At 56.7% G+C, this 26,460-nt stretch carries 23 protein-coding genes and 1 tRNA gene; 11 read left to right on the top strand and 13 right to left on the bottom strand.

Translation table 11 applies throughout. From position 1 onward, the window contains the following. Positions 1–336: 336 nt before the first annotated feature. The 6 genes from FGI04_RS18685 to gmk all read right to left on the bottom strand — a co-directional run bounded on the left by FGI04_RS18685 (position 337) and on the right by gmk (position 7,788). Positions 337–1,725 carry a nucleobase:cation symporter-2 family protein gene (locus FGI04_RS18685; RefSeq protein ID WP_012886712.1) on the bottom strand — a complete coding sequence of 463 codons (1,389 nt, stop codon included), beginning with the start codon at positions 1,723–1,725 and terminating at the stop codon, positions 337–339. A gap of 202 nt (positions 1,726–1,927) precedes the next feature. Beyond that, entirely contained in the window at positions 1,928–4,009 is a 2,082-nt protein-coding gene (recG, locus tag FGI04_RS18680) for an ATP-dependent DNA helicase RecG (RefSeq protein ID WP_342699728.1), read from the bottom strand. Beyond that, positions 4,009–4,701, bottom strand: coding sequence for a tRNA (guanosine(18)-2'-O)-methyltransferase TrmH (gene trmH / locus FGI04_RS18675; RefSeq protein WP_012886710.1), 693 nt, complete (start codon positions 4,699–4,701; stop codon positions 4,009–4,011). Before trmH ends, recG begins: the two co-directional genes overlap by 1 nt. Before the next feature lie 6 nt (positions 4,702–4,707). Continuing rightward, a complete protein-coding gene (gene spoT / locus FGI04_RS18670) occupies positions 4,708–6,810 on the bottom strand; it encodes a bifunctional GTP diphosphokinase/guanosine-3',5'-bis pyrophosphate 3'-pyrophosphohydrolase (RefSeq protein WP_016942718.1) in 2,103 nt (700 codons plus the stop codon). A 24-nt stretch (positions 6,811–6,834) separates the two neighbouring features. After that, the gene (gene rpoZ / locus FGI04_RS18665) at positions 6,835–7,110 is read right to left on the bottom strand and encodes a DNA-directed RNA polymerase subunit omega (RefSeq protein ID WP_013315745.1); all 276 of its coding nucleotides are present in this window, start codon (positions 7,108–7,110) and stop codon (positions 6,835–6,837) included. Positions 7,111–7,164: 54 nt separating this feature from the next. Beyond that, positions 7,165–7,788 (bottom strand): guanylate kinase, encoded by a 624-nt coding sequence (gmk, locus tag FGI04_RS18660; RefSeq protein WP_342699727.1) that lies wholly within the window; start codon positions 7,786–7,788, stop codon positions 7,165–7,167. 292 nt (positions 7,789–8,080) lie between these two features. Here gmk and ligB point away from each other — a divergent pair, with 292 nt between their 5' ends. Continuing rightward, complete coding sequence (ligB, locus tag FGI04_RS18655; protein ID WP_407274322.1) at positions 8,081–9,766, top strand: NAD-dependent DNA ligase LigB; 1,686 nt, start codon at positions 8,081–8,083, stop codon at positions 9,764–9,766. A 143-nt stretch (positions 9,767–9,909) separates the two neighbouring features. Next, positions 9,910–9,986: transfer RNA gene (locus FGI04_RS18650), tRNA-Pro, on the top strand. A gap of 454 nt (positions 9,987–10,440) precedes the next feature. Here FGI04_RS18650 and FGI04_RS18645 read toward each other — a convergent pair. The 3 genes from FGI04_RS18645 to FGI04_RS18635 are packed head-to-tail and all read right to left on the bottom strand — an operon-like array spanning position 10,441 to position 12,482. Further along, positions 10,441–11,064 carry a tetratricopeptide repeat protein gene (locus FGI04_RS18645; RefSeq protein WP_342699725.1) on the bottom strand — a complete coding sequence of 208 codons (624 nt, stop codon included), beginning with the start codon at positions 11,062–11,064 and terminating at the stop codon, positions 10,441–10,443. An 11-nt stretch (positions 11,065–11,075) separates the two neighbouring features. Then, entirely contained in the window at positions 11,076–11,870 is a 795-nt protein-coding gene (locus FGI04_RS18640) for an SDR family oxidoreductase (RefSeq protein ID WP_407322031.1), read from the bottom strand. A 3-nt stretch (positions 11,871–11,873) separates the two neighbouring features. Further along, a complete protein-coding gene (locus FGI04_RS18635) occupies positions 11,874–12,482 on the bottom strand; it encodes an iron-containing redox enzyme family protein (protein ID WP_407322030.1) in 609 nt (202 codons plus the stop codon). A gap of 231 nt (positions 12,483–12,713) precedes the next feature. Between FGI04_RS18635 and FGI04_RS18630 the strand changes: the two genes are divergently transcribed. From FGI04_RS18630 to FGI04_RS18620, 3 genes are all read left to right on the top strand, one after another. Beyond that, positions 12,714–13,895 carry an MFS transporter gene (locus FGI04_RS18630; RefSeq protein ID WP_407337108.1) on the top strand — a complete coding sequence of 394 codons (1,182 nt, stop codon included), beginning with the start codon at positions 12,714–12,716 and terminating at the stop codon, positions 13,893–13,895. 30 nt (positions 13,896–13,925) lie between these two features. Further along, a complete protein-coding gene (locus FGI04_RS18625) occupies positions 13,926–14,816 on the top strand; it encodes a LysR family transcriptional regulator (protein WP_342699722.1) in 891 nt (296 codons plus the stop codon). A gap of 166 nt (positions 14,817–14,982) precedes the next feature. Further along, positions 14,983–16,152 (top strand): MFS transporter, encoded by a 1,170-nt coding sequence (locus FGI04_RS18620; protein ID WP_342699721.1) that lies wholly within the window; start codon positions 14,983–14,985, stop codon positions 16,150–16,152. Between the two features lie 101 nt (positions 16,153–16,253). Here the strand turns inward: FGI04_RS18620 and FGI04_RS18615 are convergent, their stop codons facing one another. The 3 genes from FGI04_RS18615 to dsdA form a co-directional block, all read right to left on the bottom strand. Further along, on the bottom strand, positions 16,254–17,534 hold the full coding sequence (locus FGI04_RS18615; RefSeq protein WP_407337107.1) for a histidine-type phosphatase: 1,281 nt from the start codon (positions 17,532–17,534) through the stop codon (positions 16,254–16,256). A gap of 207 nt (positions 17,535–17,741) precedes the next feature. Further along, positions 17,742–18,206, bottom strand: coding sequence for a GNAT family N-acetyltransferase (locus FGI04_RS18610; protein WP_342699719.1), 465 nt, complete (start codon positions 18,204–18,206; stop codon positions 17,742–17,744). Between the two features lie 24 nt (positions 18,207–18,230). After that, positions 18,231–19,601 carry a D-serine ammonia-lyase gene (dsdA, locus tag FGI04_RS18605; protein WP_407337106.1) on the bottom strand — a complete coding sequence of 457 codons (1,371 nt, stop codon included), beginning with the start codon at positions 19,599–19,601 and terminating at the stop codon, positions 18,231–18,233. 370 nt (positions 19,602–19,971) lie between these two features. Here dsdA and FGI04_RS18600 point away from each other — a divergent pair, with 370 nt between their 5' ends. Both FGI04_RS18600 and FGI04_RS18595 read left to right on the top strand, forming a co-directional pair. Then, positions 19,972–20,253, top strand: coding sequence for a hypothetical protein (locus FGI04_RS18600; protein WP_407337105.1), 282 nt, complete (start codon positions 19,972–19,974; stop codon positions 20,251–20,253). Between the two features lie 176 nt (positions 20,254–20,429). Continuing rightward, the gene (locus FGI04_RS18595; protein ID WP_168366763.1) at positions 20,430–20,681 is read left to right on the top strand and encodes a YdgH/BhsA/McbA family protein; all 252 of its coding nucleotides are present in this window, start codon (positions 20,430–20,432) and stop codon (positions 20,679–20,681) included. A 58-nt stretch (positions 20,682–20,739) separates the two neighbouring features. Here FGI04_RS18595 and FGI04_RS18590 read toward each other — a convergent pair whose 3' ends face one another. Next, on the bottom strand, positions 20,740–21,843 hold the full coding sequence (locus FGI04_RS18590) for an ROK family transcriptional regulator (protein ID WP_407337104.1): 1,104 nt from the start codon (positions 21,841–21,843) through the stop codon (positions 20,740–20,742). Positions 21,844–21,943: 100 nt separating this feature from the next. Between FGI04_RS18590 and FGI04_RS18585 the strand changes: the two genes are divergently transcribed. The 4 genes from FGI04_RS18585 to FGI04_RS18570 are packed head-to-tail and all read left to right on the top strand — an operon-like array spanning position 21,944 to position 26,434. Then, entirely contained in the window at positions 21,944–23,314 is a 1,371-nt protein-coding gene (locus FGI04_RS18585) for an ABC transporter substrate-binding protein (RefSeq protein ID WP_342699714.1), read from the top strand. 52 nt (positions 23,315–23,366) lie between these two features. Continuing rightward, entirely contained in the window at positions 23,367–24,284 is a 918-nt protein-coding gene (locus FGI04_RS18580) for a carbohydrate ABC transporter permease (protein WP_038906062.1), read from the top strand. After that, the gene (locus FGI04_RS18575; RefSeq protein WP_023641089.1) at positions 24,281–25,327 is read left to right on the top strand and encodes a carbohydrate ABC transporter permease; all 1,047 of its coding nucleotides are present in this window, start codon (positions 24,281–24,283) and stop codon (positions 25,325–25,327) included. Before FGI04_RS18580 ends, FGI04_RS18575 begins: the two co-directional genes overlap by 4 nt. Before the next feature lie 3 nt (positions 25,328–25,330). Continuing rightward, entirely contained in the window at positions 25,331–26,434 is a 1,104-nt protein-coding gene (locus tag FGI04_RS18570) for an ABC transporter ATP-binding protein (protein WP_342699746.1), read from the top strand. Positions 26,435–26,460 lie beyond the last annotated feature (26 nt).

The raw sequence follows: 26,460 nt of genomic DNA, 5'->3' as shown, positions 1-26,460 counted from the left end.
GCCATTCGCAAGGGATGATCGTGTTATGCCGTAATTATCCAGTCATCTCAATAGGTAACTTATTACAGACAATAAATAAGGGCCGATGTTATACCCGTCATACTTCAAGTTACAGGTGCGTTGGCTGCGTTCAGTCACCCGAATCACTTACCTGAGTAAGCTCATCGGGATTCCTTCCCTTGCCGCGTTACAAGGCTCAATGAGCCTTGCCCTGAAGGGCCAACGCGTTGCGTTGTTCAAAACGCAACACGTTTTGTCCTGAAACTCGAATTATTTAGGGTATACCGCCATCGGCCCTTATTATCACGTAAGAGGAAAAATTTCTGGAAGCGCGCGTTACTCTTTTTCGTGAGGGAACACCAGATTCAACACGATTGCTGTGATACCGCCCGCAGCAATGCCTGATGACAGCAGGGTTTTCAACCAGTCTGGTGCGAACTGCAAAATCAATGGCTGCTGGGAGACACCCAAGCCAACAGCCAGCGACAGCGCGATAATCATAATAGCGCGACGATTAAGCGGCTCGCGGGAGACAATTCGTACCCCAGACGCGGCGATAGTACCGAACATGACGATAGTTGCGCCGCCCAGTACCGGCTCGGGAATATGCTGCACAAAACCGCTCACCGCCGGGAACAGGCCTAGTACGATCAGCATCAATGCCACAACGAAACCGACATAGCGACTGGCAACCCCGGTCAGTTGAATCACGCCATTGTTCTGCCCAAAGCAGGAGTTGGGGAAGGTATTGAACACGGCAGACAGGCAAGAGTTCAGGCCGTTAGCCAGTACGCCGCCCTTCAGGCGCTTCATGTAGAGCGGGCCGCTGACCGGCTGCTCGGAGACGTCGGAAGTGGCGGTGATATCACCGATGGTTTCCAGCGAGGTCACCATGAATACCAGCATCAGCGGGATCAACAGATTCCAGTCAAAACCAAGGCCATAGTACAACGGGGTGGGGACGTTAATCAGCGAGTGGCTGGATGTGCCAGTGCTTTCCGGCAGCATACCCATTAGCCAGGCTGCCAGATAGCCGACAGCCATTGCGATAACCAGTGATGCCACGCGCAAATAAGGGTTACGCTGGCGGTTCAGGATGATAATCACCACCAGAACGATGGCTGCCAGCAGCAGGTTCTTCGGTGCCCCAAACGTGTGGTTACTCATGGCAGCAAAACCACCGCCGATTGATGTCAGGCCAACCTGAATCAGCGACAGGCCGATGATCATCACGACGATACCGGAAACCAGCGGTGTAATAATGCGGCGAGCCAGGTGCAAAACGCGTGACAGCAGAATTTCGGTGCAAGAGGCTACCATCAGCGTGCCGAAGAGCGCCGCCATCATCGTCGGTACATCCGCGCCACCGTTTTTCAGCGCCATACCGCCCATAATCAGCGGGGTAACAAAGTTGAAGCTGGTCCCCTGAATGGACAACAAGCCGGAGCCGACCGGTCCCCAGGTTTTGATTTGCAAAATAGAAGCCAGACCGGAAGCGAACAGCGACATGCTGATGATGTGCTGCGTATCTTGCGCTGGCAGGCCCAACGCCTGACAAATCAGTAACGCCGGGGTGATGACCGCAACAAACATCGCCAACAGGTGCTGGCAGGCGGCGAATAACGTCTGCGGTAAAGGAGGCCGGTCCTCCAGACGGTAAATCAGCTCGCTGTTTGCCGGGGTAACGGCGTCAGTCTGGGGTAGCTCGGTGGTGGAAAGACTCATGATAGCGGGGCGCTCCTGAACGGCAAAAAACGCATTTTAATCATCTGCCCTGTAAAAGCAATCGATTGCGGGATGGGATTTACTTATCGCCGGGAATCATCGCCGCAAACAGATAAACTCAACTGGGGCACAATCCTTTTATTAAGGATAGGGGTAACAACAACGGGATGAGGGCAACGCAATAAAAACGCTTTCTACGTTATCAGGCGTTGGTATAACGGGTGCGTTCTGGCAGCCAGCGCTCGATCAGTGCTCTGGCATGTTCCGGGTAGTGCTCATGGATATGGCGCGAGACTCGTTGGACTTGCGGAATCAGTGCCTGATCGCGCAGTAAATCTGCCACTTTGAAAGCGGCGTTACCGGTCTGACGGGTGCCGAGCAGTTCGCCGGGCCCGCGAATTTCCAGATCGCGCTGGGCGATGACGAAGCCATCGTTGCTGTCGCGCAGAACCTGAAGCCGCATTTGCGCGGTTTTACTCAGTGGTGATTTGTACAGTAACACGCAGTGGGAGGCGATGGCCCCACGGCCGACGCGGCCACGTAATTGATGCAATTGCGCCAGCCCCAGTCGCTCCGGGTTTTCGATAATCATCAGGCTGGCGTTCGGCACATCTACACCCACCTCAATCACGGTCGTAGCAACCAACAAATGCAGTTGATTGGCTTTGAATGCCTCCATGACGGCCTGTTTTTCTTTTGCTTTCATCCGGCCATGCACCAGACCAACCGTGAGGTCAGGTAACGCGGCTTTTAGCTCCTGGCAGGTCGCTTCAGCCGCTTGCGCTTCCAATAGTTCGGATTCTTCAATCAGGGTACAAACCCAGTATGCCTGCCGCCCCTCTTGCAGACAGGCATGGCGTACCCGCTCAATGATGTCGGCGCGGCGAGTGTCGGGAATGGCGACGGTGGTTACCGGTGTGCGGCCCGGTGGCAGCTCATCGATGACCGAGGTATCCAGGTCGGCATAAGCGGTCATCGCCAGTGTGCGGGGAATCGGTGTGGCAGTCATGATCAACTGGTGAGGGTGGAAGCCCTGCTCTTCGCCTTTTTCCCACAACGCCAGCCGCTGATGCACACCAAATCGGTGCTGTTCGTCGATAATCACCAACGCCAGACCGCTGAACTGAACCTGTTGCTGAAAAATAGCATGGGTGCCGATCACCATGGAAACCTGTCCGCTGGCGATAGCCTCCTGCTGGGCCTGCCGCGCTTTACCCTTTTGCTTGCCTGCGAGCCAGCCCACTTCAATACCCAGTGGCTCAAACCAGCGACGGAAGTTGGTGGCATGTTGCTCAGCCAGCAATTCCGTTGGGGCCATCAACGCCACCTGTTTGCCGTGAGCGATGGCCCGCAACGCCGCCAACGCCGCGACCAGTGTTTTACCGGAGCCGACATCGCCCTGCACCAGACGCATCATCGGAAATGGCTGATTCATATCCTGTTCGATTTCTGCCACGACCCGTTGTTGCGCGCCGGTAGGGCTGAACGGCAGCGCGGCCAGCAGTTGTTGCTTCAGGTCGTCTTTGGTATCCAGCGCCAGCGCCCGGTGGCGTTGTGCACCCGCGCGCACCGCCAGCATACTCAGGTGGTGCGCCAACAGCTCTTCCATGACCAGACGTTGTTGTGCCGGGTGTTTCCCTTGCTCCAATTCCGCCAGCTTTACATCCGGTGGTGGGCGGTGCAGGGTGCGTAACGCATCTGGCAGGCTGATCAATCCGTGGCGCATTTCCTGGGGCAGAAGTTCGTCAATCGGATGGGTATCCAGCAATTTCAGCGCCTGGTCGGTCAGCTTACGCAGCGTCGCCTGCCGCACACCCTCGGTCGTGGGGTAAACCGGCGTCAGCGTTTCCTGCAGCTCGACCGTCGTGCTTTCGCCCTGCACCCGGTATTCAGGATGGATCATCTCGCCGCCCAGTTTGCCGCGTCGTACTTCCCCATAGGCCAGCACGCGTTGGCCCGGCGACAGGCTGTTTTTCATGGCTGCGTTGAAATTAAAGAAGCGTAGCGTGAGCATGCCGCTGCCATCGCTGATTTGGCAGGTCAGCATTCGGCGTCGGCCGAAGGTGATATCGCTGCGTAGCACATCGCCTTCTACCGTAGCGTACATGCCGGGCAACAGATCGTTAATGTGGTAAAGGTGGGTGCGGTCTTCGTAGCGAAGTGGCAGATGCAGCAGTAGATCCTGCACCGTTTCCAGACCAAGACGGGCCAGTTTTTCCGCCTGGCTGGCCCCGACGCCGGCAAGGGTGCTCAACGGCTGGGTATGCAGCAGGCGGCTATCCATTATTGCTCCGTAGATTGCATCGCCGCCCACCAGGGCGCATCGGCAATCACCTGGCCGGTCTGGTCAATATGTGGGCGCGGCAGCCCTTTGCGTTTGGCGACGCGGGCCAGTACCGGGTAACCCCCTTCAAACAGCAGGCGTTGTTGCTCTTCCTCATCCAAAGGGCTGTCTTCGCGCTGGTACATCCCTGCCAACTGACGCTGGCGTTGCGCTTCATACAGAATCAGGGCGGAAGCCACCGACACGTTCAGCGACTGCACCATACCGATCATCGGAATAATGATGTCCTGATCAGCGAGAGCCAACGCCTCGCCAGAGATACCGGTCTTTTCCTGTCCGAGCAGGATGCAGGTCGGGCGGGTGTAATCCACATCGCGGAAGTCGACCGCGTCGGCGGACAGGTTGGTCGCCAGAATTTGCATCCCCTGCGTTTTCAAATGGCGGGCAGCGTCCTGAATCGTACGGTGGGTTTTGACTTGAACCCAACTGTTGCTGCCTGCCGCGGTAGACACCAGGGTTTTCATGCGACTGGTGGGCCACACGGCATGCACCTGATGTACGCCAACGGCATCGGCGGTACGGATAACGGCGGATACGTTGTGAGGCTTGTGCACCTGCTCCATGCACACGGTCAGATCAGGCTGACGGTTGTTAAGCATCTCGCGGATACGCGTATAACGTTCTGGGGTCATAACTGGCTAATTTCGGTTACGGTTGACTTTAATCACGTCCGGCATCACGCGGATCTTGCGCATAATATTCGCAAGATGGATACGGTCGCGTGTGGTGAGGCGGATAAAGGCGCTGTACACCCGGCCATCTCGTTCTTCGGTGTTGATACTCTGAATATTGGAGTTCGATGCGCTGATCGCCGCCGTCAGGTTAGCCAATGCCCCCTGATGGTTGAACATGTCGACCTTGATTTCGGTCATGAAATCTTGCTCGGTTACTTCATCCCACTCTACCGCCATGAATTTCTCAGGCTCTTTCTGGTAGCCACGGATGTTGCGGCAGGATTCATGATGAATCACCAGCCCTTTGCCGGGGCTGACATGCGCGATAATGGGGTCGCCAGGGATGGGACGACAGCACTTAGCGAAGGTGATCAAGACGCCGTCGGCGCCCTTGATAGGCAGTTTGCGAATGCCGGTCGTACCGTTTTCAGCACGCTCTTCCAGTAGATTACGCGCTACCACCACGCTCATGGCGTTACCCAGACCGATTTCCGCCAGCAGATCATCCAGAGAAGCGAGCTTCATACGCTCCAGCTCTCGCTGAATGTTTTGCTCCGGAATGTCGGACAGTTTACGGCCGCTGCCCAATGCATGGTTAATCAGACGGCGCCCCAGGCTGACAGAGTCGTCACGCTTGAGGTTTTTCAGCATCTGACGAATCTTGGCACGCGCTTTGGAACTGACGACAAAGTTGAGCCAGGCAGCGTTTGGACGAGCGCCCGGCGCGGTGATGATTTCGATGGTTTGCCCGCTGGACAACGCCTGAGACAGCGGATAAGGCTGGCGGTCGACGCGAGCGCCGACGCAGGCGTGGCCGATATCGGTGTGTACCGCGTAAGCGAAGTCCACCGGTGTCGCGCCGGCAGGCAGCTCGACAATGCGGCCTTCTGGCGTGAACACGTAAATTTCGTCTGGGAACAGGTCAGATTTAACGCTTTCGATGAATTCGAAAGAGCTCCCGGCGCTTTGCTGTAGTTCCAGCAGGCTTTGCATCCAGCGTTGAGCGCGCACCTGTGCCGTGGTACTGCTGCTTTCGCCTTCTTTGTATGCCCAATGCGCGGCAACCCCCATTTCCGCCATCTGGTCCATGTCCTCGGTACGGATCTGGACTTCAACCGGTACGCCATGTGGCCCGATAAGGGAGGTATGGAGCGACTGATAGCCGTTCGCTTTAGGGATGGCGATATAATCTTTCACCCGGCCCGGGCGCGGTTTATATAAGCTGTGTACTTGCCCCAGCACGCGATAACAGGTATCGACTTCTCGCACGATCACCCGAAAGGCATATATATCCATAATGGAATGGAAGCGCTGTTCTTTCAGGTGCATCTTGCAATAAATGGAGTACAGATGCTTTTCGCGGCCGCTGACGCGACAACTGATACCCGCTTCTTTCAAACGCCCTTCAATTTCGGAGAGGATCTTTTGAATCATCTCCTTACGGTTGCCGCGGGCGGCTTTCACCACCTCTTTAATGACCCGATAGCGGTTGGGGTAGAGCGCTTCAAAACCCAGCTCTTCGAGTTCGGTTTTCAGATGATGAATACCGAGACGGTGCGCGAGCGGACTATAGATTTCCAGCGTTTCCCGGGCGATGCGTCGGCGTTTGTCCGGACGCAACGATCCCAGCGTTCGCATATTGTGGGTGCGGTCGGCCAGTTTGATCAGAATGACGCGGATATCCTGCACCATCGCCATGATCATTTTGCGGAAGTTTTCCGCCTGCGCCTCTTTCTTATCGCGGAATTTCAGCTTATCCAGCTTGGAGACGCCTTCCACCAGTTCAGCTACGCTTTTGCCGAACAGCTGTTCCATATCCTGGTAGGTGGCGGGCGTATCTTCGATGACATCATGCAACAAGGCGGCCATCAGCGTTTCATAGTCGAGACGCATTTCAGCCAAAATACAGGCTACTGCCACCGGATGCGTGATATAGGGCTCACCGCTGGAGCGTGTCTGGCCCTCGTGAGCGTCACGTGCAACGAGATAAGCCTGCTTGAGACGTTTTATCTGGTCTTCCGGCAGATAACGCTGAATCAGCAGATTGAGGCTTTCAAACAGATACAAGGGCGACTCACGACCGAATGCGAATTAACGACGACCTTCAGCGATAGCGGTAACCGCCTGAATTTCCGCTGCTTCCTGTTCCTGTTGTTCCTGGCGCTCACGGGTGTCCAGAATCTGACCGTTGATCAGGCCTTCTTCAATTTCGCGCAGGGCAATCACGGTGTACTTGTCGTTCTCTTCCGGAACCAGCGGCTCTTTGCCACCCACCTGGATCTGACGGGCGCGACGAGCGGCGACCAGCACCAGGTCAAAACGGTTACCAATTTTTTCTACAGCGTCCTGAACAGTTACGCGTGCCATAGTGTGTACTCCAGTGGGGAAATAAAATGACTGGGCATCATACTGAAAGTGCCGTCAGTCTGCCAATAGTTTGGTGATTAAAGCGTCATGTCGAACTTTCTGACGGCTCAGGCGCAGACGCTCAGCGCGAATAATGGTTTTCAGATCCAGTAATGCCAGATCGAAATCGTCATTCACAATAAGATAATCGTATTCGGCGTAGTGACTCATTTCTGCCACCGCCTGTTTCATCCGGCGGGCAATCACCTCTTCGCTGTCCTGGCCGCGCCCGCGCAGGCGACGTTCCAGTTCATCTTGCGAAGGCGGCAGAATGAAGATACTGCGGGCTTGCGGCATGCGTTCGCGAATCTGGCGTGCGCCCTGCCAGTCAATGTCCAGAAAAACGTCAACGCCGGTGGAGAGCACCTGCTCGATAGCGGCGCGAGACGTACCGTAATAATTGCCGAAAACCTCAGCGTATTCCAGAAAGTCATCCGCTGCGATCATCTGCTTGAATTCATCAGTCGGCACGAAGAAATAGTGTTCACCGTGAACTTCACCTGGGCGCATAGTGCGTGTGGTGTGCGAAATGGAAACCTGGGTGTCATAGAGCGGCTGTGTTTTCAACAGCGCCTGGATCAAACTGGATTTCCCTGCACCACTGGGGGCGGAAACAATATACAACGTGCCTTGAGCCATAGTGAATTCTGCGTCTGATAAAGATGGAAGAAGAGATGCAACCAGTTGCGCGTTTTTCCGCATTATACACGCCGCTGTGTAGGCCGTCGCGTGGTGAAACACAGCCTGATACTCCACCTGTTATCTGTCACCCCACCTTTTTTTACTTTGCGGGCGGCTTTCCTGTTTTTCTGCCGCTTGCTGCAACGTGCCCGATACTGTGCGGCTTGCTTCGCATCGACTGATTTTTACGCTCGTATTTTCTGATTGTTTGCGGATTAATGCCTGGGTTTTCGCTCAGGGAGGAAAAGCGATGCGATATCGATACGCGCTGGCGGTCATGTTGTGGCTTGCGACCAGTGGATTGGTCAAGGCAGAGCCTTGTCCGGCATGGTCTGCCGCACGGGCTGAACAGGAGGTAGCCCGGTTGGGGCAACAGCTGGCGCAGTGGGACAAAGCCTATTATGAACGAGGTCAGAGCCCGGTTGACGATCAGGTCTATGATCAACTGCGCCAAACGCTGGCGACCTGGCAGGTTTGCTTTCAGGCGGATGCCGACGGTTTTGCGGTTAGCCTGCCATCAAGTGGTAAACAACCACACCCGGTGGCGCATACCGGTCTGAAAAAACTGACTGAACCGGCGGAGCTGAAACAGTGGATAACTCAGCATCGTGACTTGTGGATACAACCTAAAATCGACGGTGTAGCAGTGACGCTGGTGTATGAACAAGGAAAATTGGTGAGCGCTATCAGTCGCGGCAATGGTCGTCAGGGGGAGGACTGGACGGATAAAGTGCGCCAGATGAATGCCGTGCCGCAGCAACTTTCCGGCATGTCTGGGCGTCTGGTATTGCAAGGGGAGCTGTATTTGTCAGTGACGGCGCACCGACAGCAGCAGACTGGCGGCATCAATGCGCGGGCTCAGGTCGCGGGTGAAATGCGACGAAAACAGCCGTCACCGTTGCTGTCTCGCATTCGCGTGTTCATCTGGGCCTGGCCTGACGGCCCGGCAGACATGCCGACGAGGCTTGTAGCATTACGGGAACTGGGATTTGGGCTAACAGCAGACTACACCCAGCCCATAGCTTCATTTGAAGAGGCGGCGCGATGGCGTGAACGCTGGTATCAAGCGCCGCTGCCGTTTGTAACCGATGGCGTGGTATTGCATCAGTCGCAGGAACCCGCCGGGCGTTACTGGCAGGATACGCCAGCTGAGTGGGCCGTAGCCTGGAAATACCCGTTGGTGAATCGGGTAACGGAAGTGACCGGTGTTGATATCGAGATCGGGCGTACTGGCAGAATGACGGTCGTGCTGCAGGTACAACCCATGATGCTGGATGACAAGAACGTGAGTCGGGTCAATCTCGGTTCGGTATCCCGCTGGCGGCAGTGGGATGTATTACCGGGTGATCGGGTCAGCATCAGTCTGGCAGGATTGGGGATTCCCCGGTTGGACGCGGTGGTGTGGCGCGGTGCGGTACGCGAGCCGATTAGCATCCCGGCGGCGTCATCTTTTGATGTATTCAGTTGCTTGCAATGGAGTAAAGCGTGCCAGCCACAATTTCTGGCCCGACTGGTGTGGATGAGCGGACGTAATGGGCTGTCGCTCAGCGGTATCAGTGAGGGCACCTGGCGACGGCTGATACAGCAGGGTAAGGTTGTCGATGTCGTTTCCTGGCTGGCGCTTGAGCCTGCGCAACTGGCGGCTGGCGGTGATGTTGATAAACAACATGTAGAGCGGATTTATCGTCAGTTCCAGCGGGCGCGTCGCCAGCCGTTGCGGCAGTGGTTGCTGGCGTTAGGGTTGCCGTTGCCATCCAGTGCCAGACAGGCGCTGGATGGCGTTTCGTTCGAACAATTACAGCAACGATCTGTCGCACAATGGCAGCAATTTTCGGGGATTGGCGTGCGGCGAGCGCAACGTATTCGGGATTTTCTGCACCACCCCGAGATAGTCCGTCAACTGACGTGGCTTAATGAGCAAGGCGTGAAATCATGACAGGAATAAGCGTGTTTAGGCGCGTAATACGGCGTTTGGCTGCCGGGTCGGACACTTTGTCATCAACCTGTCGGCTTTTATAAAAAAGCCTATGAAAAAGGATTGACGCTATAGTAGGGGAGCAGTAATATGCGCCCCGCATTCGGTGAGTGGCGCAGCCTGGTAGCGCACTTCGTTCGGGACGAAGGGGTCGGAGGTTCGAATCCTCTCTCACCGACCATTTTTAAAACGATAAAACCCGGTTATCGTTGACATGAAACTCGCATCTTACCGATAGCGAGTTTTTTTGTTTTTATCGTTTTCTAGTGGTGTTTTTTTCGCCGGTTCCTTCGCTTTTCAGACTGCACCATCCTGAATCTTATTGTAGACGCTATTTCTCTGTTGCTTTTGTGTGAAGGACGCCGTTTTTACCGCAGATGTCCTGTCTGTTATTTTCTTTAATTTTTTGTTTTTATTCTATTTATTATCGGTGGCAATGTATTTTTTCCGACTTTCACCTTTATTTACATTAAGGTGGCCAGCTCCCCCATTTCCTCGTGAAAATGTGAGCTGTTTTAATCTGGATGTATCAATAAAAGGTGAAAAAAACGACACGGGAGAACGCCAGCCGGTTCGGCAATGGCAAAAGTGGCTCGAAACCACCGTGTAGGGAGAACCTGAAGGGCGCGTTGTTGCTATCTCAACTGCGCCAGCGCCTTTTCGGCCTCTGCGCGACGCCCCTGGTCGGCAATTTCACGCCCCGGACGCGGCGCGACGGTCAGTGCGGTGGACAGGTATTGTCTGGCTTCGCTTTTGCGTCCGGCTTTCAGCAGAAAGTCGCCGTAAAAGAAGTTAGCGTCAATGCTGGTGGGGTTCATTTTCAAGGCGGTTTTGAGATATCGCTCCGCTTTTTTATCGTCACCAAACCCTAGCGGCCAGCCCGGCACCTGATAGTAAAGTACCCCGAGGATGGTGTAAGCCGCGCCATTGAGTGCCTGTGGATCGATAACAATGGCTTGTTCCAGCAGGCTTTTGGCTTGCCCGGCCAGATTGAGCGCTTCCATACCGTCTTTGATTCCCGCCCTGCTACTCTCCACCATTGCTGATGAGATCAGGTAATCCGCGCGGTTGGGGTAATTTTCCGCTAGCTCCTGCGCCTGCTGGCTGAGTGTGGCGAAACAGGCTTCTTTCATGCTCGCTGGTGTTCTGTACTGGCAGACTGACCATTGCCGGTGGATATCCATCGGCATATCGCCGGCATAGGTCATGCCGGTTGCCAGTAATCCGCTGAACAGTAGCACCATCGAACGCAGAGTCATGTACGATTTCCCTATTTTTTTGGCAATGTTATATAACGCTGGATAACGGCTAACTGGCGCCGGATGGCTTTATCCACCACGTTGGGCAACAGTGCATTTAGCGCCACAAACACTTTTTCAGGCCACCCCAGCCATTGGCGTAACGTTTCCCGCTCCAGCGCGTTAACCACGCGATCCGCTACCCAGTCAGGACGGTCGCTGCGATAGCCCAGTTCCTGAATTAGCCTGCTGGCGGTGGATGTATTGCCTTTGGTATCGACGGCCCTGGGAGCAAGGTGCAATACTTTAACGCCTTTTGATGACAGTTCGCGGTGCAGTGCCTCACTAAATCCGCGTAAAGCGAATTTGCTGGCGCAATAGACGCTGTATCCAGGGTAGCCGATACCATCCAGCGTGGAACCAATATTCATGATAATGCCGGGCGTGTTGATACAGCCGAGCAACGCATGGGTGAGCAGGATCGGTGCCTCGGTATTTAGCATGAGCTGTTGGCGAATCGTGTCGTGGCTTTGATCGTTAAACGAGCTAAACGTGGAGGTGTCGGTGTTGTTAATCAACACATCCAGCCTGGCGTTTTCCGGAAAACACTCCGCCAGCGCGTCGAGATCCTGTTCGTTACAAAGGTCTGCCAGCAAAATATTGTGATGACCGGCATCAGGCAGTCTGCGCTGTAATGACAGCAATGCCTGCTCGTTACGGCCCACCAAATATAACCTGGCACCTTTGGCGGCCAGCGCCAGCGCCAGTTCCTGACCCAGGTTGCTGCTGGCGCCAGTTAATAGAATGCGTTTATTGTCGAGTTTCATAGCTTAGTGCTCCGTGAGGCTGCGCAGCATATCGCCGTACAGCCGATAAACCACGTGAGCGGCGTGGATGATGGCGGCCTGATCGGCTGAGTCGTTAATGTTATCCATCAGTGTGGCAAAGCAAGGAAACGGCGTCTGATTCGTCGGAGCCCGTGATGGCGATTGACCGGTGGTGCTGGTCGTAATGTTGAGATTGAGACCTTCCAGTACGTGCATCAGACCGAAGATGCTCATGGGGTTGCCGCGCTGGATCTGATCGTAAAAGTAAGCGGCCATCAACTCGATCCACTCAGCGACCGCACGCTGACGCCAGGTATCCATTTCAACACCGCAGGCACGAATTTTACGGCGAAGCGACGCCTTGTAGCCATATTCGGCGTTGAGGTACGCCGTCAGTGCCTGACGGGCCCACTCCTGATGTTGGGGGACACGCCCGCTCGCGGCCATCAACAGTGGCACGGTATAACTGACGTGATGATAAATCTGCGTTAGAAAAGCAACGTACATCTCCCCGGTAATGGTCCCCTGACGGCAGGCGTGAATAACCGGCGCGGACATCATAAGTTGCTGCGAGGTAGAGGTAGCGGACTGTAGTTGTTGGTAAAAGCTCATGTCTTACTCCTGAATGGCGCGTTGACAGTCGTAAAGCGGCCGCTAAGGATGCGATGGTGTCATGCTAGCGGGGGAGCATTAAGAGAGACTTAAGACGATTAAAAAATCGTTTTACTCTCGGATTTGACGTCAAAATCTGCAGGCGATGCGGATATCCCAAAGAGAAGGCTGACATCCGCTATACTGAGCGGCCGATACGCAATGACAGAAATGACACAACGGAGAAAAAGCATGTCGACATCGCGCCGTGCGCATCAACTGGCGATTCTGGTGGTGATGACCAGCGCCTCGTTGGTGGGGCTGGTTCAGGGGTATTCCATCCCGCTGGTGACGTTGAAACTCACAGCGCTGGGATACGGTTCTGCACTGACCGGCATGATGTCCGCACTACCGGCGATAGGTGTGTTTGTCTCTTCGTGGGTAGCTGCACCGGTAGCGATGCGCCTGCCGGTTGGCCGGTTGCTGGCATTGTCGACGTGGGGTATGGGGATAAGCCTGACGTTGTCGTTTTATCTCGATAATGTCGCGCTGCTGGCGGTTCCCCGTTTTATGATGGGGTTTTGCTGCGGCCTGATTATCGTCATTGGCGAATCTTGGGTCAGTGGTCATACCGCCGAGCATCGCCGTGGGGTACTGGTCGGGCTGTACGCCACCGCGTTTACCGGTCTGCAACTGTTGGGGCCGTTGTTGATCTCCCTGACGGGGCTGGATGATCCGACCGGGTTGTTGCTGATTCTGGCACTGCATGGCGTATGCCTGCTGATGGTGCCCGGTGCGTCATTTTCCAGGCTGGCGCTGAGTGCGCATCGGCAACATAACCTGTTTTCTTTGTTGCTGGCCGCGCCTGCACTGGCGATGGCGGTGTTTGCCTTCGCTTTTTTTGACGGCGCAGTCCTGTCAATGCTGCCACTGTACGGCATGGCGCACGGTTACGAGGAGTCGCTGGCCGTGCTGCTGGTCACCGTGCTGTTTATCGGCGATGCCTTATTGCAGGTGCCACTGGGCTGGATATCCGACAAGCTGGGTACGGTACGGGTACACCTGGTCTGTGGCGGGATGTTCGTGCTGATGTTGGCGGGTTTGCCGTTTAGCTACGGTACCGGCTGGGTGTGGGCGAACGTTTTTTCGCTGGGTGCCGTAGCGGGCAGCATTTATACCTTGTCGCTGGTGCGGGCGGGTAAGTGGTTCAGCGGCGTCGATTTGGTGGCGATCAACGCGCTGTTCGGTGTGCTGTGGGGCGTTGGCAGCTTCAGTGGGCCGCTGGTGAGCGGTTCGCTGATGCAGTGGTACGGCCGTGATGGGCTTATCGCGATTCTGGTGTTACTGGGATTACTGTTTCTGGCGGCTAATGCCTTGCCGACTATCACGACGCGCTACGCCGACAGAACAGCGAATCAGGAAGTGGCGGAGTAGTGCTGGGGTAGTGAATCACCGGAGGAGAAAATGGATCGTCTGGTAACGCTGGAAACCTTTGTCTGTGTGTACGAGTGCGGGTCTTTTTCTGCGGCGTCGTGCCGTCTGGGTATCGGCCAGCCAGCCATCTCTAAAGCTATCATGCAGCTTGAGCAGCAACTGGCTGTCAAATTGTTGTTGCGTTCCACCCGTGGCCTGACGCCCACGGAAGCCGGGCAGCAGTTTTATCGCCAGGTCGCTCCGGCACTGCGGCAATTGCAGGAGGCGAAGGATGCCGTGCGTGGTGGCAACGGTGAACTGAGCGGCTATTTGCGGGTGTCGGCTCCGGTGACTTTTGCCCGCTTGCATGTCCTGCCTCATCTGCATGTGTTTTTGTCGCAGCATCCGAACCTGAAGGCTGACATCATTCTGGATGATCGTCCGGTGGATTTGATTGCTGAAGGTATTGATGTAGCGTTGCGAGTCGGTGACCTGAAAGACTCCGGATTGACCGCCCGAAAGATAGGGTCGGCACCGATGCGGTTGCTGGCAACACCGGCCTATTTCGCTGCTCACGGTACACCAACATCACCCGACGCATTGGAACACCATGATGCGGTTATCTACCTGCAAGCTGAAGAGCCGGGTTGTGTTTGCTTCCAGAAGGGTGACCGGCAGCATAGGGTGACGCTATCCGGACGTATCCGTACCACGGCGGCGGAAGGTGTGCGCGAAGCGGTGCTGGCGGGCAATGGGCTGACGGTAGCTTCGGCGTGGATGTTTGCGCCAGAGCTGGCGAACGGTACGGTAGTTACCGCGCTGACCGACTGGCATATCGGTGTGAGGGATGTGTGGGCGGTTTACCCCGGCGGCCGGTTAACCTCAGCCCGTGCTCAGGCATTTACCGAGTTTGTGGCCCGCCATTTATCCACGCCTGCCTGAGTTTTCCTTCAGTCATTCCATTCTGGAATAACTATTATGGCAGATGGCTGTCTTCTGCGGTGAAGTCGCTTTCCCTATTCTGAGCCTGCCCCCATGCCGTACCGCGTGATGTTGCCTGCGGCCTGAGGGGAAAATGACCGTCAGACAGGCAACCACGGAGATAACCATGAGCACATTATCGTACAGCGATGACACCGTAAGAACGGGGAAACCGCTGATTTTTGCGATGGCCGCCGCCGGCGGCGCGGCAGTCGCCAATATTTATTACAACCAGCCGATGCTTGGCCTTATCACCGCCAGTTTTCCTGGCAGCAGTGCGACATCCATGATCCCCACCGCCACTCAACTGGGTTACGCGTTGGGATTGCTGATGCTGGTACCGTTGGGGGATAAATTTGAGCGTCGGCGGCTGATCGTCTGGCAATTTTTACTGCTGGCATTGGCCTCGGTGCTGGCGGCGCTGGCACCATCGGCACCGGTGTTGCTGGCCGCGTCGGTATTGATTGGTGTGGGTGCGACGGTTGCTCAGCAGATTGTGCCGGTTGCCGCGACGATAGCGGGCGAAGGCCAGCGTGGGGCTGTGGTCGGTACGGTGATGAGCGGATTATTGAGCGGTATTTTGCTCAGCCGGACGCTGGCCGGGTTAGTGGCGGATGCCGCTGGCTGGCGCGCCATGTTCTGGCTGAGTGTACCGCTGGCGTTGGCCGGTGCGGTGCTAATGGGGCGCATGTTACCCGTGCTGCCGTCATCATCCGTATTGTCCTGGCGTGCATTGATGCGTTCGCTGCTGACGTTGTGGCGTGCAGAACCGATGTTGCGCCGTGCGACCTGGATTCAGGGCGCGCTGTTCGCATCGTTTAGCGCGTTCTGGAGCATTCTGGCGTTGTATCTTGCCAGCGGCAGCCATCCGCTGGGTGCGGCGGCGGCAGGTTTGTTTGGTGTCATCGGTGTGGCGGGTATTACGGCCGCCCCTGTGGCAGGGCGGCTGGCGGACAGTATCGGCAGTTGGCCGGTGATTCTGCTGGGGGCGTTGCTGACGTTGCTGGCATGGGGCGTTATCGGTTTGTGGGGAACGGTGGCGGGTCTGATTGTCGGCGTGGTGCTGCTGGACCTTGGGGTACAGAGCGCGTTGATTGCTCATCAACATGTGATTTATGGGCTTCAGCCTGCTGCGCGCGGTCGTATCAATACCTTGTTTATGGGCGGTATGTTTCTTGGCGGGGCGTTGGGGTCCAGTGGGGCGATGGCGGCCTGGCAGGCAGGCGGATGGTTACCGGTGACGTTGTTTGCTGGCGGGGTCGCGTTGTTGGCGCTGGTAGCCGCCAGCCGGCGTTAATCACGGGCGGGACCCGCCCGTGACGGCCATACAAGTACGACAATTTACCGGTACGACAGACAACTCGATACCGGTACGGCAACGCGACGTGTGGCGGGCTATTACGGTGTGTAGCGCACTGGCAGCAGCGCGGTACGGTCCACCGCGTCGTTAAGGCGCTTCATCACCGCGTCATACGGGCACAAGGTGCCGATATCGGTTTTCTGACAGTCAGGCATCGAGAACTCGCTGCGTAACGGCGGGTGGCTGTCATCCAGCGCAGTCAGCCCACGAATCTGATCCAGCGATTGTGCCTGGAAATAGATACGCACAACACGCTGACCAGACTGCTGATTGCGCCAGCGTTCGAAGATAAGGCTACCTGCGGGCGGGATATTGCCGCGCGGATAGTCGCCCATCTGCCAGGTAAAGCCCAGCATAGTACGCAGTTTGGCGATGTTGGTATCATGCGCCACGTACAGCAGCCATTTGGCATCCGGTGGGGCATCAGCCTGATGCTCGGTGTTGAGCGCCAGCGCTATCTGGTTCATCAGTACCGACGCACCTCGGCGTGCCACGTAGGGCAGATCGTTGGTGAAATCATAATTGGCGGTCAGAAGCGGCATCAGCGCTGCCACCTCTGCGGCGGTTTTAGCATGACCGAAGGCCACCTCACTGAGCGGATTATTGTTGCTGTAGGACAGCCGGATAGTCTCCGCGATGTTGGCCAGCACCTCTGGGCCGTGCAGAGAAATCCTCCCTTTTTTACTCTCTTTCACTTCCCAGGGCGTGCTGAACGCCGGGCAGGGTTTATCCGGCAGACAGACTGCCTGTTTCAGACGATCGATAGCCGGTTGCCATTGCGCCTGAATTTGTGCGGCGCTTTTGTCCTGCATCGCGTTTTGCAGGTCGGCTTTCACCTGTTGCTGATCGAGCTTCACGCCTGCCGCCTCGGCATGAAACAGCGGGTCGTTGTCTTCATCCTCAGGGCCTTGAACCGCCACACCGCAACCGGGGAACACGCCATCCATCAGCGCCATCGCGGTTTCTCGCGTGCGTTGTAGCGGACTGGCCCAGACGAACACATCGCCGGGAGCCGGACAAGCCTGACTCAGTAACCCATGCTGGCGCAGGTACTGCCCCTCGTAGTGCCCTTTTAACACCGCTGCCGCGTAGCCGTGGCCGGTCAGTTCGCCGTAATGGGTCAGCCAGCTTGGCCACTGGCGATCAGTGCCTTCCTGAATGGTTTTAACATTGCCTTGCGTCGGTGGACGGACACCGTGGCGACTGACCTCCACCACTTTTTCCAGCGTCCAGCCTGACGACGTGGTCTCTGCCTGCGCCCCCAGCCAGGGAAGTGCCGAGAGCAGCAGCCCGGCGATGATCTTGCGTGTGAATACCATAATGAGTCCTCAGGTACATGTCTTTTAGTCGCCACCAGAGTGACATGACGGCGGCAGTGGGAAACCTATTTTTCTATCTAATAAACAAGGATTTTCTTTCAATCTGTAAACAAAATTATTGCAGGAAAAATATCGCTGCCACTTTCGGGTAGGTCACGGTAATGAAAGAAAAAAAGAAAACGCCGATATGTGTCGAAAAACGTGGCATCACAGCGTCAGGCACATCGTGGTCAATGCCAGTCCCTGGCTGCCATACGGGGTCGTGGCCGTGGCATGAAAGCCGAGCGACTGATAACAGCGCAGCGCACTGTGATTATGGCTAAACACAGAGAGCGACACCGTGTGGGCCTGATAATGCTGTGCTGCCCGGTGGATAGCCGCCCGCAGCATTTCTTGTGCCAGCCCACGGCCGCGGCAGGCCGGGTCGATAAATACCCGGCACAGGCGGCTGTGGCCCGGTTCCACCTGATTGAGCTCGACGAACCCTACAATATCGCCCTGATGTTCGAACAGGTATGGCGCAAACTGGGGATGCGCCAGATGATCGGCAATCTGTGTAGCGGTAAGCGGAAATGAGTAGCTGGGGCCGCCCCACAGTAGATTCAGCTCGGCGCTGTCTATCCAGTGAATCAGCCGTGGGTAATCCGCCGGTGTAAAATCAATAAGAGGCATGAACGGAGTGTCCTTTGTGCTTGCTTACGGCATGATCGACTGTCGGCAGGCGGCGCCGGCCCGCAGGTAGTGTGCCATTTCGTCTTCCGGCACCATGCCGCCGCCAGTGGCCCAGATAACATGCGTGCCTTGCTGACAACGCTGTGGTGTGAGCGGGGTACGCTGGCGGTAGCCCTGATTTTCCTGCAACAGACGCAGAAAGCCTGGCGCGCCTGCCAGTGCCGATGGCTCCAGCAGAATCTGTTGCGTGTCGTGCATGGTATGCAGCAATGCCAGCATCTCGTCATCCGTCAGCGTGTAGTAACCATCGATGAGTCGTTGCATGGCTTTGCCGACAAAACCGGAAGGACGACCGACCGCCAGTCCGTCGGCGGCGGTATGGTTACTGATGCCGAAATCCTGCACCGCCAGCTTATCGTGCAAACCAGTGTAAACGCCCATTAGCATGCAGGGCGATTCGGTGGGCTCGGCAAAAATACAGTGTACGTGATCGCCAAACGCCAGCTTCAACCCAAAGCTGATACCGCCGGGTGCACCGCCGACGCCGCACGGCAGGTAAACGAAGAGCGGATGATCGATGTCCACTACCTGGCCTTGTGCGGCAAACTGTGCTTTTAGCCGCTCGCCAGCTACGGCATAGCCAAGAAACAGCGAGGTGGAGTTTTCATCGTCGATAAAGTGACACAGCGGGTCGGACTGGGCTTCCCGGCGGCCTTGCGCCACCGCCTGGCCGTAATCGCCATCGTATTCCACCACCCGCACACCGTGTGCGCGTAGCCGGTCTTTTTTCCACTGCCGGGCGTCGGCGGACATATGTACTGTGGTATCAAAACCCAGACGGGCGCTGGTGATGCCGATAGACATGCCCAGATTGCCGGTGGAACCGACAGCGACTTTATGGCGGCGGAAATACTGTTGGCAGTCGTCGTCCAGTAAGCGACGATAGTCATCGTCTTCGCGCAACAAACCGTGGCCCAACGCCAGTTGTTCCGCATGGAACAGAACCTCGTAAATACCGCCGCGGGCTTTAACAGACCCTGCGACCGGCAAATGACTGTCCAGCTTCAGCAATACCGACGGCGGCGTATCCAAACCAGCCTGTCGGGCGACCGCCGCCGCGAATGTCGGCACCGCCACCAGCTCGGACTCGATGATGCCGCCACTGGCTTGCAGTGCCGAAAAGGCGTGTTGCAGGAAGGGCGCGAACCGCTGTAACCGCTGACTGGCATCGGTCACGTCGGCGTGGGTGAGTGGCACATCACCCAACGCCTCATGTACGGATGCTGCTGCCGGGTTGAACCAACATACCGGCTGGCGACTCACCAGGGGGGCCAGTAGTGGAAAGTCATGGAACCATTGCTGCAACGTTTTACCGTGCAAGGCATCACCTGTCATCGTGGTCTCCTGTCTGCATCGTTTTTCCTACCCTGTTATTTATCATGCCTGCATTGACAGGGTTTTACCCGTCGGCATGGCGACTGAGAGGCTGTTTTTATTATTTCTTTTATAATCATATAGATAGATTTTCTGGCTCTCTATACAGAATTTTTATACCCGCACAAACGGCTTTTACGACAAATTTACCGTCTGGCTCGTAATCTGATGACGTGTCCCCGGGCGGGGCGGCGTCAACCAAAGGCGGGCTGAACGTCGTATCGGGGGCGAAATCATGGGCTTTGATACAGCTCAGATGCGCTGTGCGGCAGGTTCATTTCAGGGGGAGTGAGCCTGCCATAGCGTGTCTCCTAACGCAGAGGACGTCACCATGAACGTCAACAGACTGGTGGCAGGCACACTACTCATGCTGCTGCCATTATACGGGCTGGCTATCGCACCTTATCCGGCTGATGACAGCCACGCATTCACCGAGGCCCAGCGGGCGGAGATTCGTCGAATTGTGATGGAGTCTCTACTGGCGCACCCGGCCAATGGGACGGCAAACACGTCGGAGACGATGAGCGGCGGCTGTGTGCCATCACATCCGATAGCGGATAACGGCAAGCATAGTCCGTGCATCGACATGCGGTGGGTATGCCCGCCGCAGTAAGTCTGGCGGAAGAAATAGCGATCAGATAATGCTGAATTTGATTCAATAAAATTGATTGATATGCGCAAATAAACCCGATTTTAACGCTACGATAACAGGTCTATTATCACTTCTATCGAAAGCGAAGACGCTTTCAACAAGAAAGTTAACCGAATTCAACGTGAAGGATATAGACCATGAACGCTATCAAAAATATTGTTGCAGTTATCGCACTGGCTACCGTTTCTTTCGGCACCTTCGCCGCGACAGAAGTACAGCACGCTGCCAGCCAGTCCATCGCTACAGTCAGCGCCACCGCCAATACGCTGGATGGCCTGCAGACTCGACTGTCTCAAAAAGCCGATGCTGCCGGTGCCAAATCGTTCCGTATCATCACGGCTACTGGCAATAACAACCAGATGCGCGGTGTGGCTGAACTCTATAACTGATAACCGGTTTATCGTTATCACGCGCAACAATGGCCGCCCTCGGGCGGCTTTGTTGTTTTCAGTACTGGCTCAATGCCAGCGCAGCAGCACCGAATGCGGCGCTATGTTGTGTCGGTAACATGGAGAGGCGCACCGGCGGCAGCATGAGCGGTGCGTCATCGTCCGGCGCAGGTGTCTGCGCCATGACGGCGGCTTGCAAACCCACCATGAACGGGGTGGGCAAAGTCCCGCCCAGATAAAGGCTGGGTGGGTCGAGCAACGCGGTGACGGCATAGAGTAGCTGATACAGTTCGCCCGCCGCACGTTGGACCCAGCGCACTCCGGCAGGCGAGTCTGCCAGCGTCTGCCAGTTGGCATCGGTCGTCGTGGCGGGCAACGACTCGCCTGCCGCTTGCAGGTAATCATGCAGATCGTCAAACGACGGGCGTGATTGCGCGCGCGTACGCAGTGCGCCTATCTCACCGGCGTTACCCTGTCGGCCGCGGTGGAGTTCGCCATTGAAGATCAAAGCGCCGCCAATCCCTTTACCGATATACAGGTAAAAAAAACTGTCATCCGGGGCGGCGGAACCAAAATGCAGTTCGCCGATGGCAGCACAGTTGGCGTCGTTTTCCACCAACACCGGGCAGCCCAGCCGTTCACTCAATTGCCGGGCGATATCGACCCCGCGCCATGCTGCCAGACCGGGGGCTATCCACACAGGCATGGCTCCGCCGTCAAACCGGGCGGGTAGTGCCAGGCTGACAGCCAGCAGCCGTTCGCGTGCCTGTGGCATGGCATCAAGCTGGGTGTTAATCGCATTGGCCAGCGTATCCGCGACTGACGTCACCCGCCGAAAATCACCAAGCAGGGTGGTGTGTGCCACGGCTTGCCCGGCGTAATCCATCAGAATCAGGCAAATCAGGTCGTATTCCGCGTACACCCCCAGCACATAGCCCGCCTGAGCCGCTGGTCGCAGGTTGATTTGTGGCGGGCCACGCCGCCCCTGCGCCCGGTCGCTCTCTTCCAGCAGGCCAAGGTTGAGCATGTCTCTGGTCATCATACTGACAGCGGCGGTCGTCAGGCCGCTGGCGGCGGCCAGGGCGCTGCGTGACAGGCTGCCAGAGCGGCGCAGCAACCCCAGCAGTTTGCGGTGGGTGGTGGTGAGTTCTCGCTTTTCCATGGGTATCCGTTGTCCCGGTTCTGTCCGGTTTCCTTCATACGTCTGCAATATAATTAAGCTACTTAATTAATTCGTCAACCCCAATAACAGGATGGTACCCGTGCGTAAACTTGTCTCGTTATCCCTGACAGCGTTACTGGTGAGCGGGCTAATGGCCCACACGGCGGTAGCGGATGTTATCAAACTCAAGCTCTGGACCCTGAATGACAGAAACGCGCCGATGCGCACCGTCAATATCGAAGAGGCGGCGGCGGTGCTCAACCAGCAATTCGCCGATGCGGGTGTGGATCGCAAAATTGTTATCGATACCCATGCCAGCGCGGTACAAGGCTGGGACGATCTGGCGCTGGATACGCTGAAAGCCTTCGGTGTGAATCAGGGGCCGGATATTGTGCTGTTGCCGCACGAGTGGATTGGCGAGTTCGCCCGCAATGGTTACGCCATGCCGATGGAGGCGCAAATCAAAGCCAACCCGTGGGTGTACGCCGATATTCTGCCGGTATTGTGGGAGGCGATGAAGTATCAGGGCAAGGTGTACGGCATACCGCAGGATGCGGAAATCCGCATGTTTTTCTATAACAAGGATATGCTGCGCAAGATTGGCAAAGACGAGACGTTTATCGATAGCCTGCCCGCCCGTGTCGACAGCGGTGAATTCACGCTGGATGACCTGACGGCGCTGGCCAAAGAGGTGGTCGACCGTCAGGTAGCGCCAATCGGCATGTTGCATCGCCCGAATGTCGGTATCGACTACCTGATGGTGTTTGCCGCGTGCGGTGCCAGATTTATGGATGAGAAGACCGGCAAACTGCTATTTGCGAAAAAAGAAACGCAGGCAGCCCTCAGCTGGTATGCCCGCAATGTCGCAGCGGGTGTCACGCCGACCGATAACACCGCCATGAGCTGGGACGCTATCCAGACGGCGTTCAAGCAGGAAAAAGCCTTCCTGTTCCATCAAGGGATTTGGGCGATGGCCTGGCAAGTGAACGATAGCTTTGGCCCGGCGTGGCCTGCCGATAAAGCGGGATACACCCACAAGATTGGCTGGATTGCGGCTCCGGCGTTGGTGAAAGGCGGTAAACCCGCCAACCTGTCGCACCCTATCGCTTACGTGGTCAGCAACAAGAGCCAGTATAAGGATCTGGCGGCGCAGTTGGTGGCTATCGCCAGCCTGCCCTACTACAACAATCGCCATGACATCAGCTCCTATCACACCGCCATTAGCCACGCTCAGACCGCCATGCCGCAGTACACCGATAACTGGGCGCTGAGTGAAGCCGGCAAAATGATGAAAAACATTACCTTCGTGCCGAATCACGCCCGGTTTGGCGACTACAACCGCGTGCTGTTTAAAGGGTTGCAGGCGGTGGAAACCAAACGGATGACGCCAGCGCAGGCGGTGGACTTTATTGCCGACGAACTGGAAACCCAGTTGGGCAAGGATGTGGAAATCGTCGATAGCCTGCATTGATGGCAGGCGTCGTGGGCGCGTGTGTTATCCGCGTTGATGAACGAGGTGGTGTATGTCTGTGACGTTGTCGAACCGCACGGCTGGGGTACATCCGGCGCGCTGGCTAGCCCCGGCTATCTCGGTGCTGGCGGTGTTTTTTGTCGCGCCGATGCTGCTCAATGTGGTGATTGCGTTTAGCGATATGGGCAGCAATGTGCAGATAAGCGCCTTTGGTACCGACAACCTGATGCGGTTGCTGGTGTCGGACAAGCGCCTGCCCGCTATCTTGCTGACTACGCTGGTGTATGTGGTCAGTACGCTGCTGTTGTTCAACCTGGGGCTGGGGATTGTGCTGGCGATTGCCACCACGGCGGTGCCGCCTGCGCTGGGGGCATTGTTTCGCGGTATCTGGTTTTTGCCGCGTATTTCCCCCTCGGTGTTGTACGCGCTGTTGTGGATCTGGGCGGCAGACCCGTCGCCCCACAGCCTGATCAATCAGGTGGTGGTGGGGGTGTTCGGGTTGCCGCCACTCAACCTGCGTAATGACCATCCGATGGTGTTGATTGTGGTGGCTAACGGTCTGGTGGGCGCGTCTTTTGCCATGGTGATCCTCGCCTCCACTATTCGCGCTATTCCGGCTCACCTGTGGCATGCCGCACGTGTTGATGGTGCTGGCGAGTGGTCGGTGATTCGTCATGTGGTGCTGCCTGCGTTAAAAAGCCCGGTGTGCTTTATTGCGCTGTATCAGGCGCTGTCGCTGATGGTGACCTACGAGTACATCCTGCTGATTACCGGCGGCGGCCCGGTGTACGACACCACTACCTATGCACTTTATATCTACCGGCGGGCGTTCGAGTCCGGCGCTTATGGCTATGGCGCTATGCTGGCGCTGGGGTTGATGGTCTTCGGCGGGCTGCTGACGCTGTTGCAGTGGCGGATGATGAACATGCGTGCGCAGTTTTCTCCGCCACGTATTGAGGTGATGCGATGACGACGATGAACGCGGTTGACTGGGCGCGTCAGGCGGCGCGTTCGCGCTGGAATCGGGTGGGATTTCTGGCGAGCGTGGTGCTGTTTCTGACGCTGGTATCGATACCGATTGTGACGCCGTATCTGTGGTTGTTGGCTATCTCGTTTACCCATCGGGATGGTGGTAGTGAGTATCAGGTGCTGTGGCGATTACTGACGATTGCCGCGCTGGCCTACGCCTTGCTGCTAGCGATTGCCTGGCGGGCACGTACCGAACAGCATGCCCGCCGTTTGCGCTGGCTGGTTGGACTGGCGGCATTACTGGTGTGCGGCTTGTGGGTCGCCCCCGAACTGACGTTCCACAATTACCGTTTTTTATGGAACCCGGATGTGCAGGCCACCGGCGTACAGAGTGGTACGTTGCCGTCTGTCTGGACGGCGTTGGGCAACTCGCTGCTGTTTGCGACCGGCCATACGGTGTTGGTGACCTTACTGGCGGTACCTGCCGCCTATGCCTTATCCCGGCTTGGCTTTCGACGGCGCGAAGGGGTGCTGAAAGCCTTGTTATTGCTGCACGCTTTTCCGGTGATGGCGCTGACGGTGGCGATTTTTATTCAGCTCTACTGGATGGGGCTGCTCAACAGCCTGTGGGGGGTGATGCTGGTGATGTGCGCCCTTGAGCTGCCGTTCGCCATTTTCGTGATGAAGAATTTTTTCGACGGCGTGTCGTGGGATATCGAAATGAGCGCCATTACCGACGGTGCCAGTCGTTTTCAGGCATTCCGGCTGGTGGTGTTGCCACAGGTGACCGGCGGCATCATCGCTATCGCCACCTTTGCCTTTTTGCGCGGCTGGGAGGAGTACATTTTTGTGCGCACCCTGCTGATTGACAGTAGCAGGATGACCATGAGCCTGTACCTGTTCTGGGCATCGCAAGACAGTATGGGCGCAGATTCCGGGCTGATTGCCGCCGTTGGCGTCGTCTATATCCTGCCGGTACTGGCGTTGTACCTGTTAACCCAACAATACCTGACGCAGATGAGCGTCGGCGGAATTAAAGGCTGAATGATGGCAGAGATTGTGCTTGATGGTGTAACCAAAGCCTGGGGAGATACGCCGGTGTTACACCCGGTTAATCTGACGCTGGCTGATGGCGAGTTTGTGGCGATCCTCGGGCCGTCGGGGTGTGGTAAATCCACCACCTTATTTTTGCTGGCCGGGCTGTATGCGCCGACACAAGGACAGATTCTGTTCGACGGTCAGCGGGTAAATGGCGTCGATGCGCGTGATCGCAACGTTGGCGTGGTGTTCCAGTCTTACGCGCTCTACCCACATCTGAATGTATACGACAACATCGCGTTCCCGCTGCGTTTTAAACCCGACGAACGTGCCGGGCGTGACCAGCGGGTGCGGGAAGCGGCCGCGCTGGTGCAGGTATCGGAACTGCTGGATCGCAAACCGTCGGCACTGTCCGGTGGTCAGCAACAGCGGGTGGCGCTGGCACGGGCGCTGGTAAAACGGCCGTCGCTGCTATTACTGGATGAACCGCTATCCAACCTTGATGCCACCTTGCGTATGACAATGCGTACCGAATTGAAAGCGATTCATGCCCGTTCGCGCGCCACCACACTGATGGTCACCCATGACCAACTGGAGGCGATGACGCTCGCCAGCCGCATTATCTGTATGAATCAGGGGCGGGTGGAGCAAATCGGTACCCCGCAACAGCTCTATCGCCAGCCCGCTAATACCTTTGTCGCCAGCTTTATCGGCTCGCCGCCGATTTGTCTGCTGCCAGGGTACGCCAGTGGACATCAGTTGACGGTGGGTGAGGTCGGTTGGGAACTGTCATCGGCGTATCAGGGGGCATTGACGCTCGGTATCCGACCGGAAGACGTCACGCTGAAGCCTGCGGCTCCCGGGCTGTTGATGGGGCGTATCGAACACGTTGAACCGATGGGGCGGGAAATCCTCTACCGCCTGCACACGTCGCTTGGCCCCTTGCAGGCGTTGATAGCCGGTTCAATAGCGCAGTATGACGCGGGGATGTGCGTCGGGGTATCGCTGTCGGCAGACACGCTGCTGCTGTTTGGTGCCGACGGCAATCGTCTTGCTGATGTCGGCGTGGTGCTGCCCGCCGATGAATTTCCCGCCTGCCGGACGGCAGGTTAATCTCCCTCTCTTACCAACAGGTTGCC

The organism is Dickeya ananatis (assembly GCF_019464615.1).
Classification (GTDB): domain Bacteria; phylum Pseudomonadota; class Gammaproteobacteria; order Enterobacterales; family Enterobacteriaceae; genus Dickeya; species Dickeya oryzae.
This window is presented reverse-complemented; position numbering and strand designations above follow the sequence as displayed.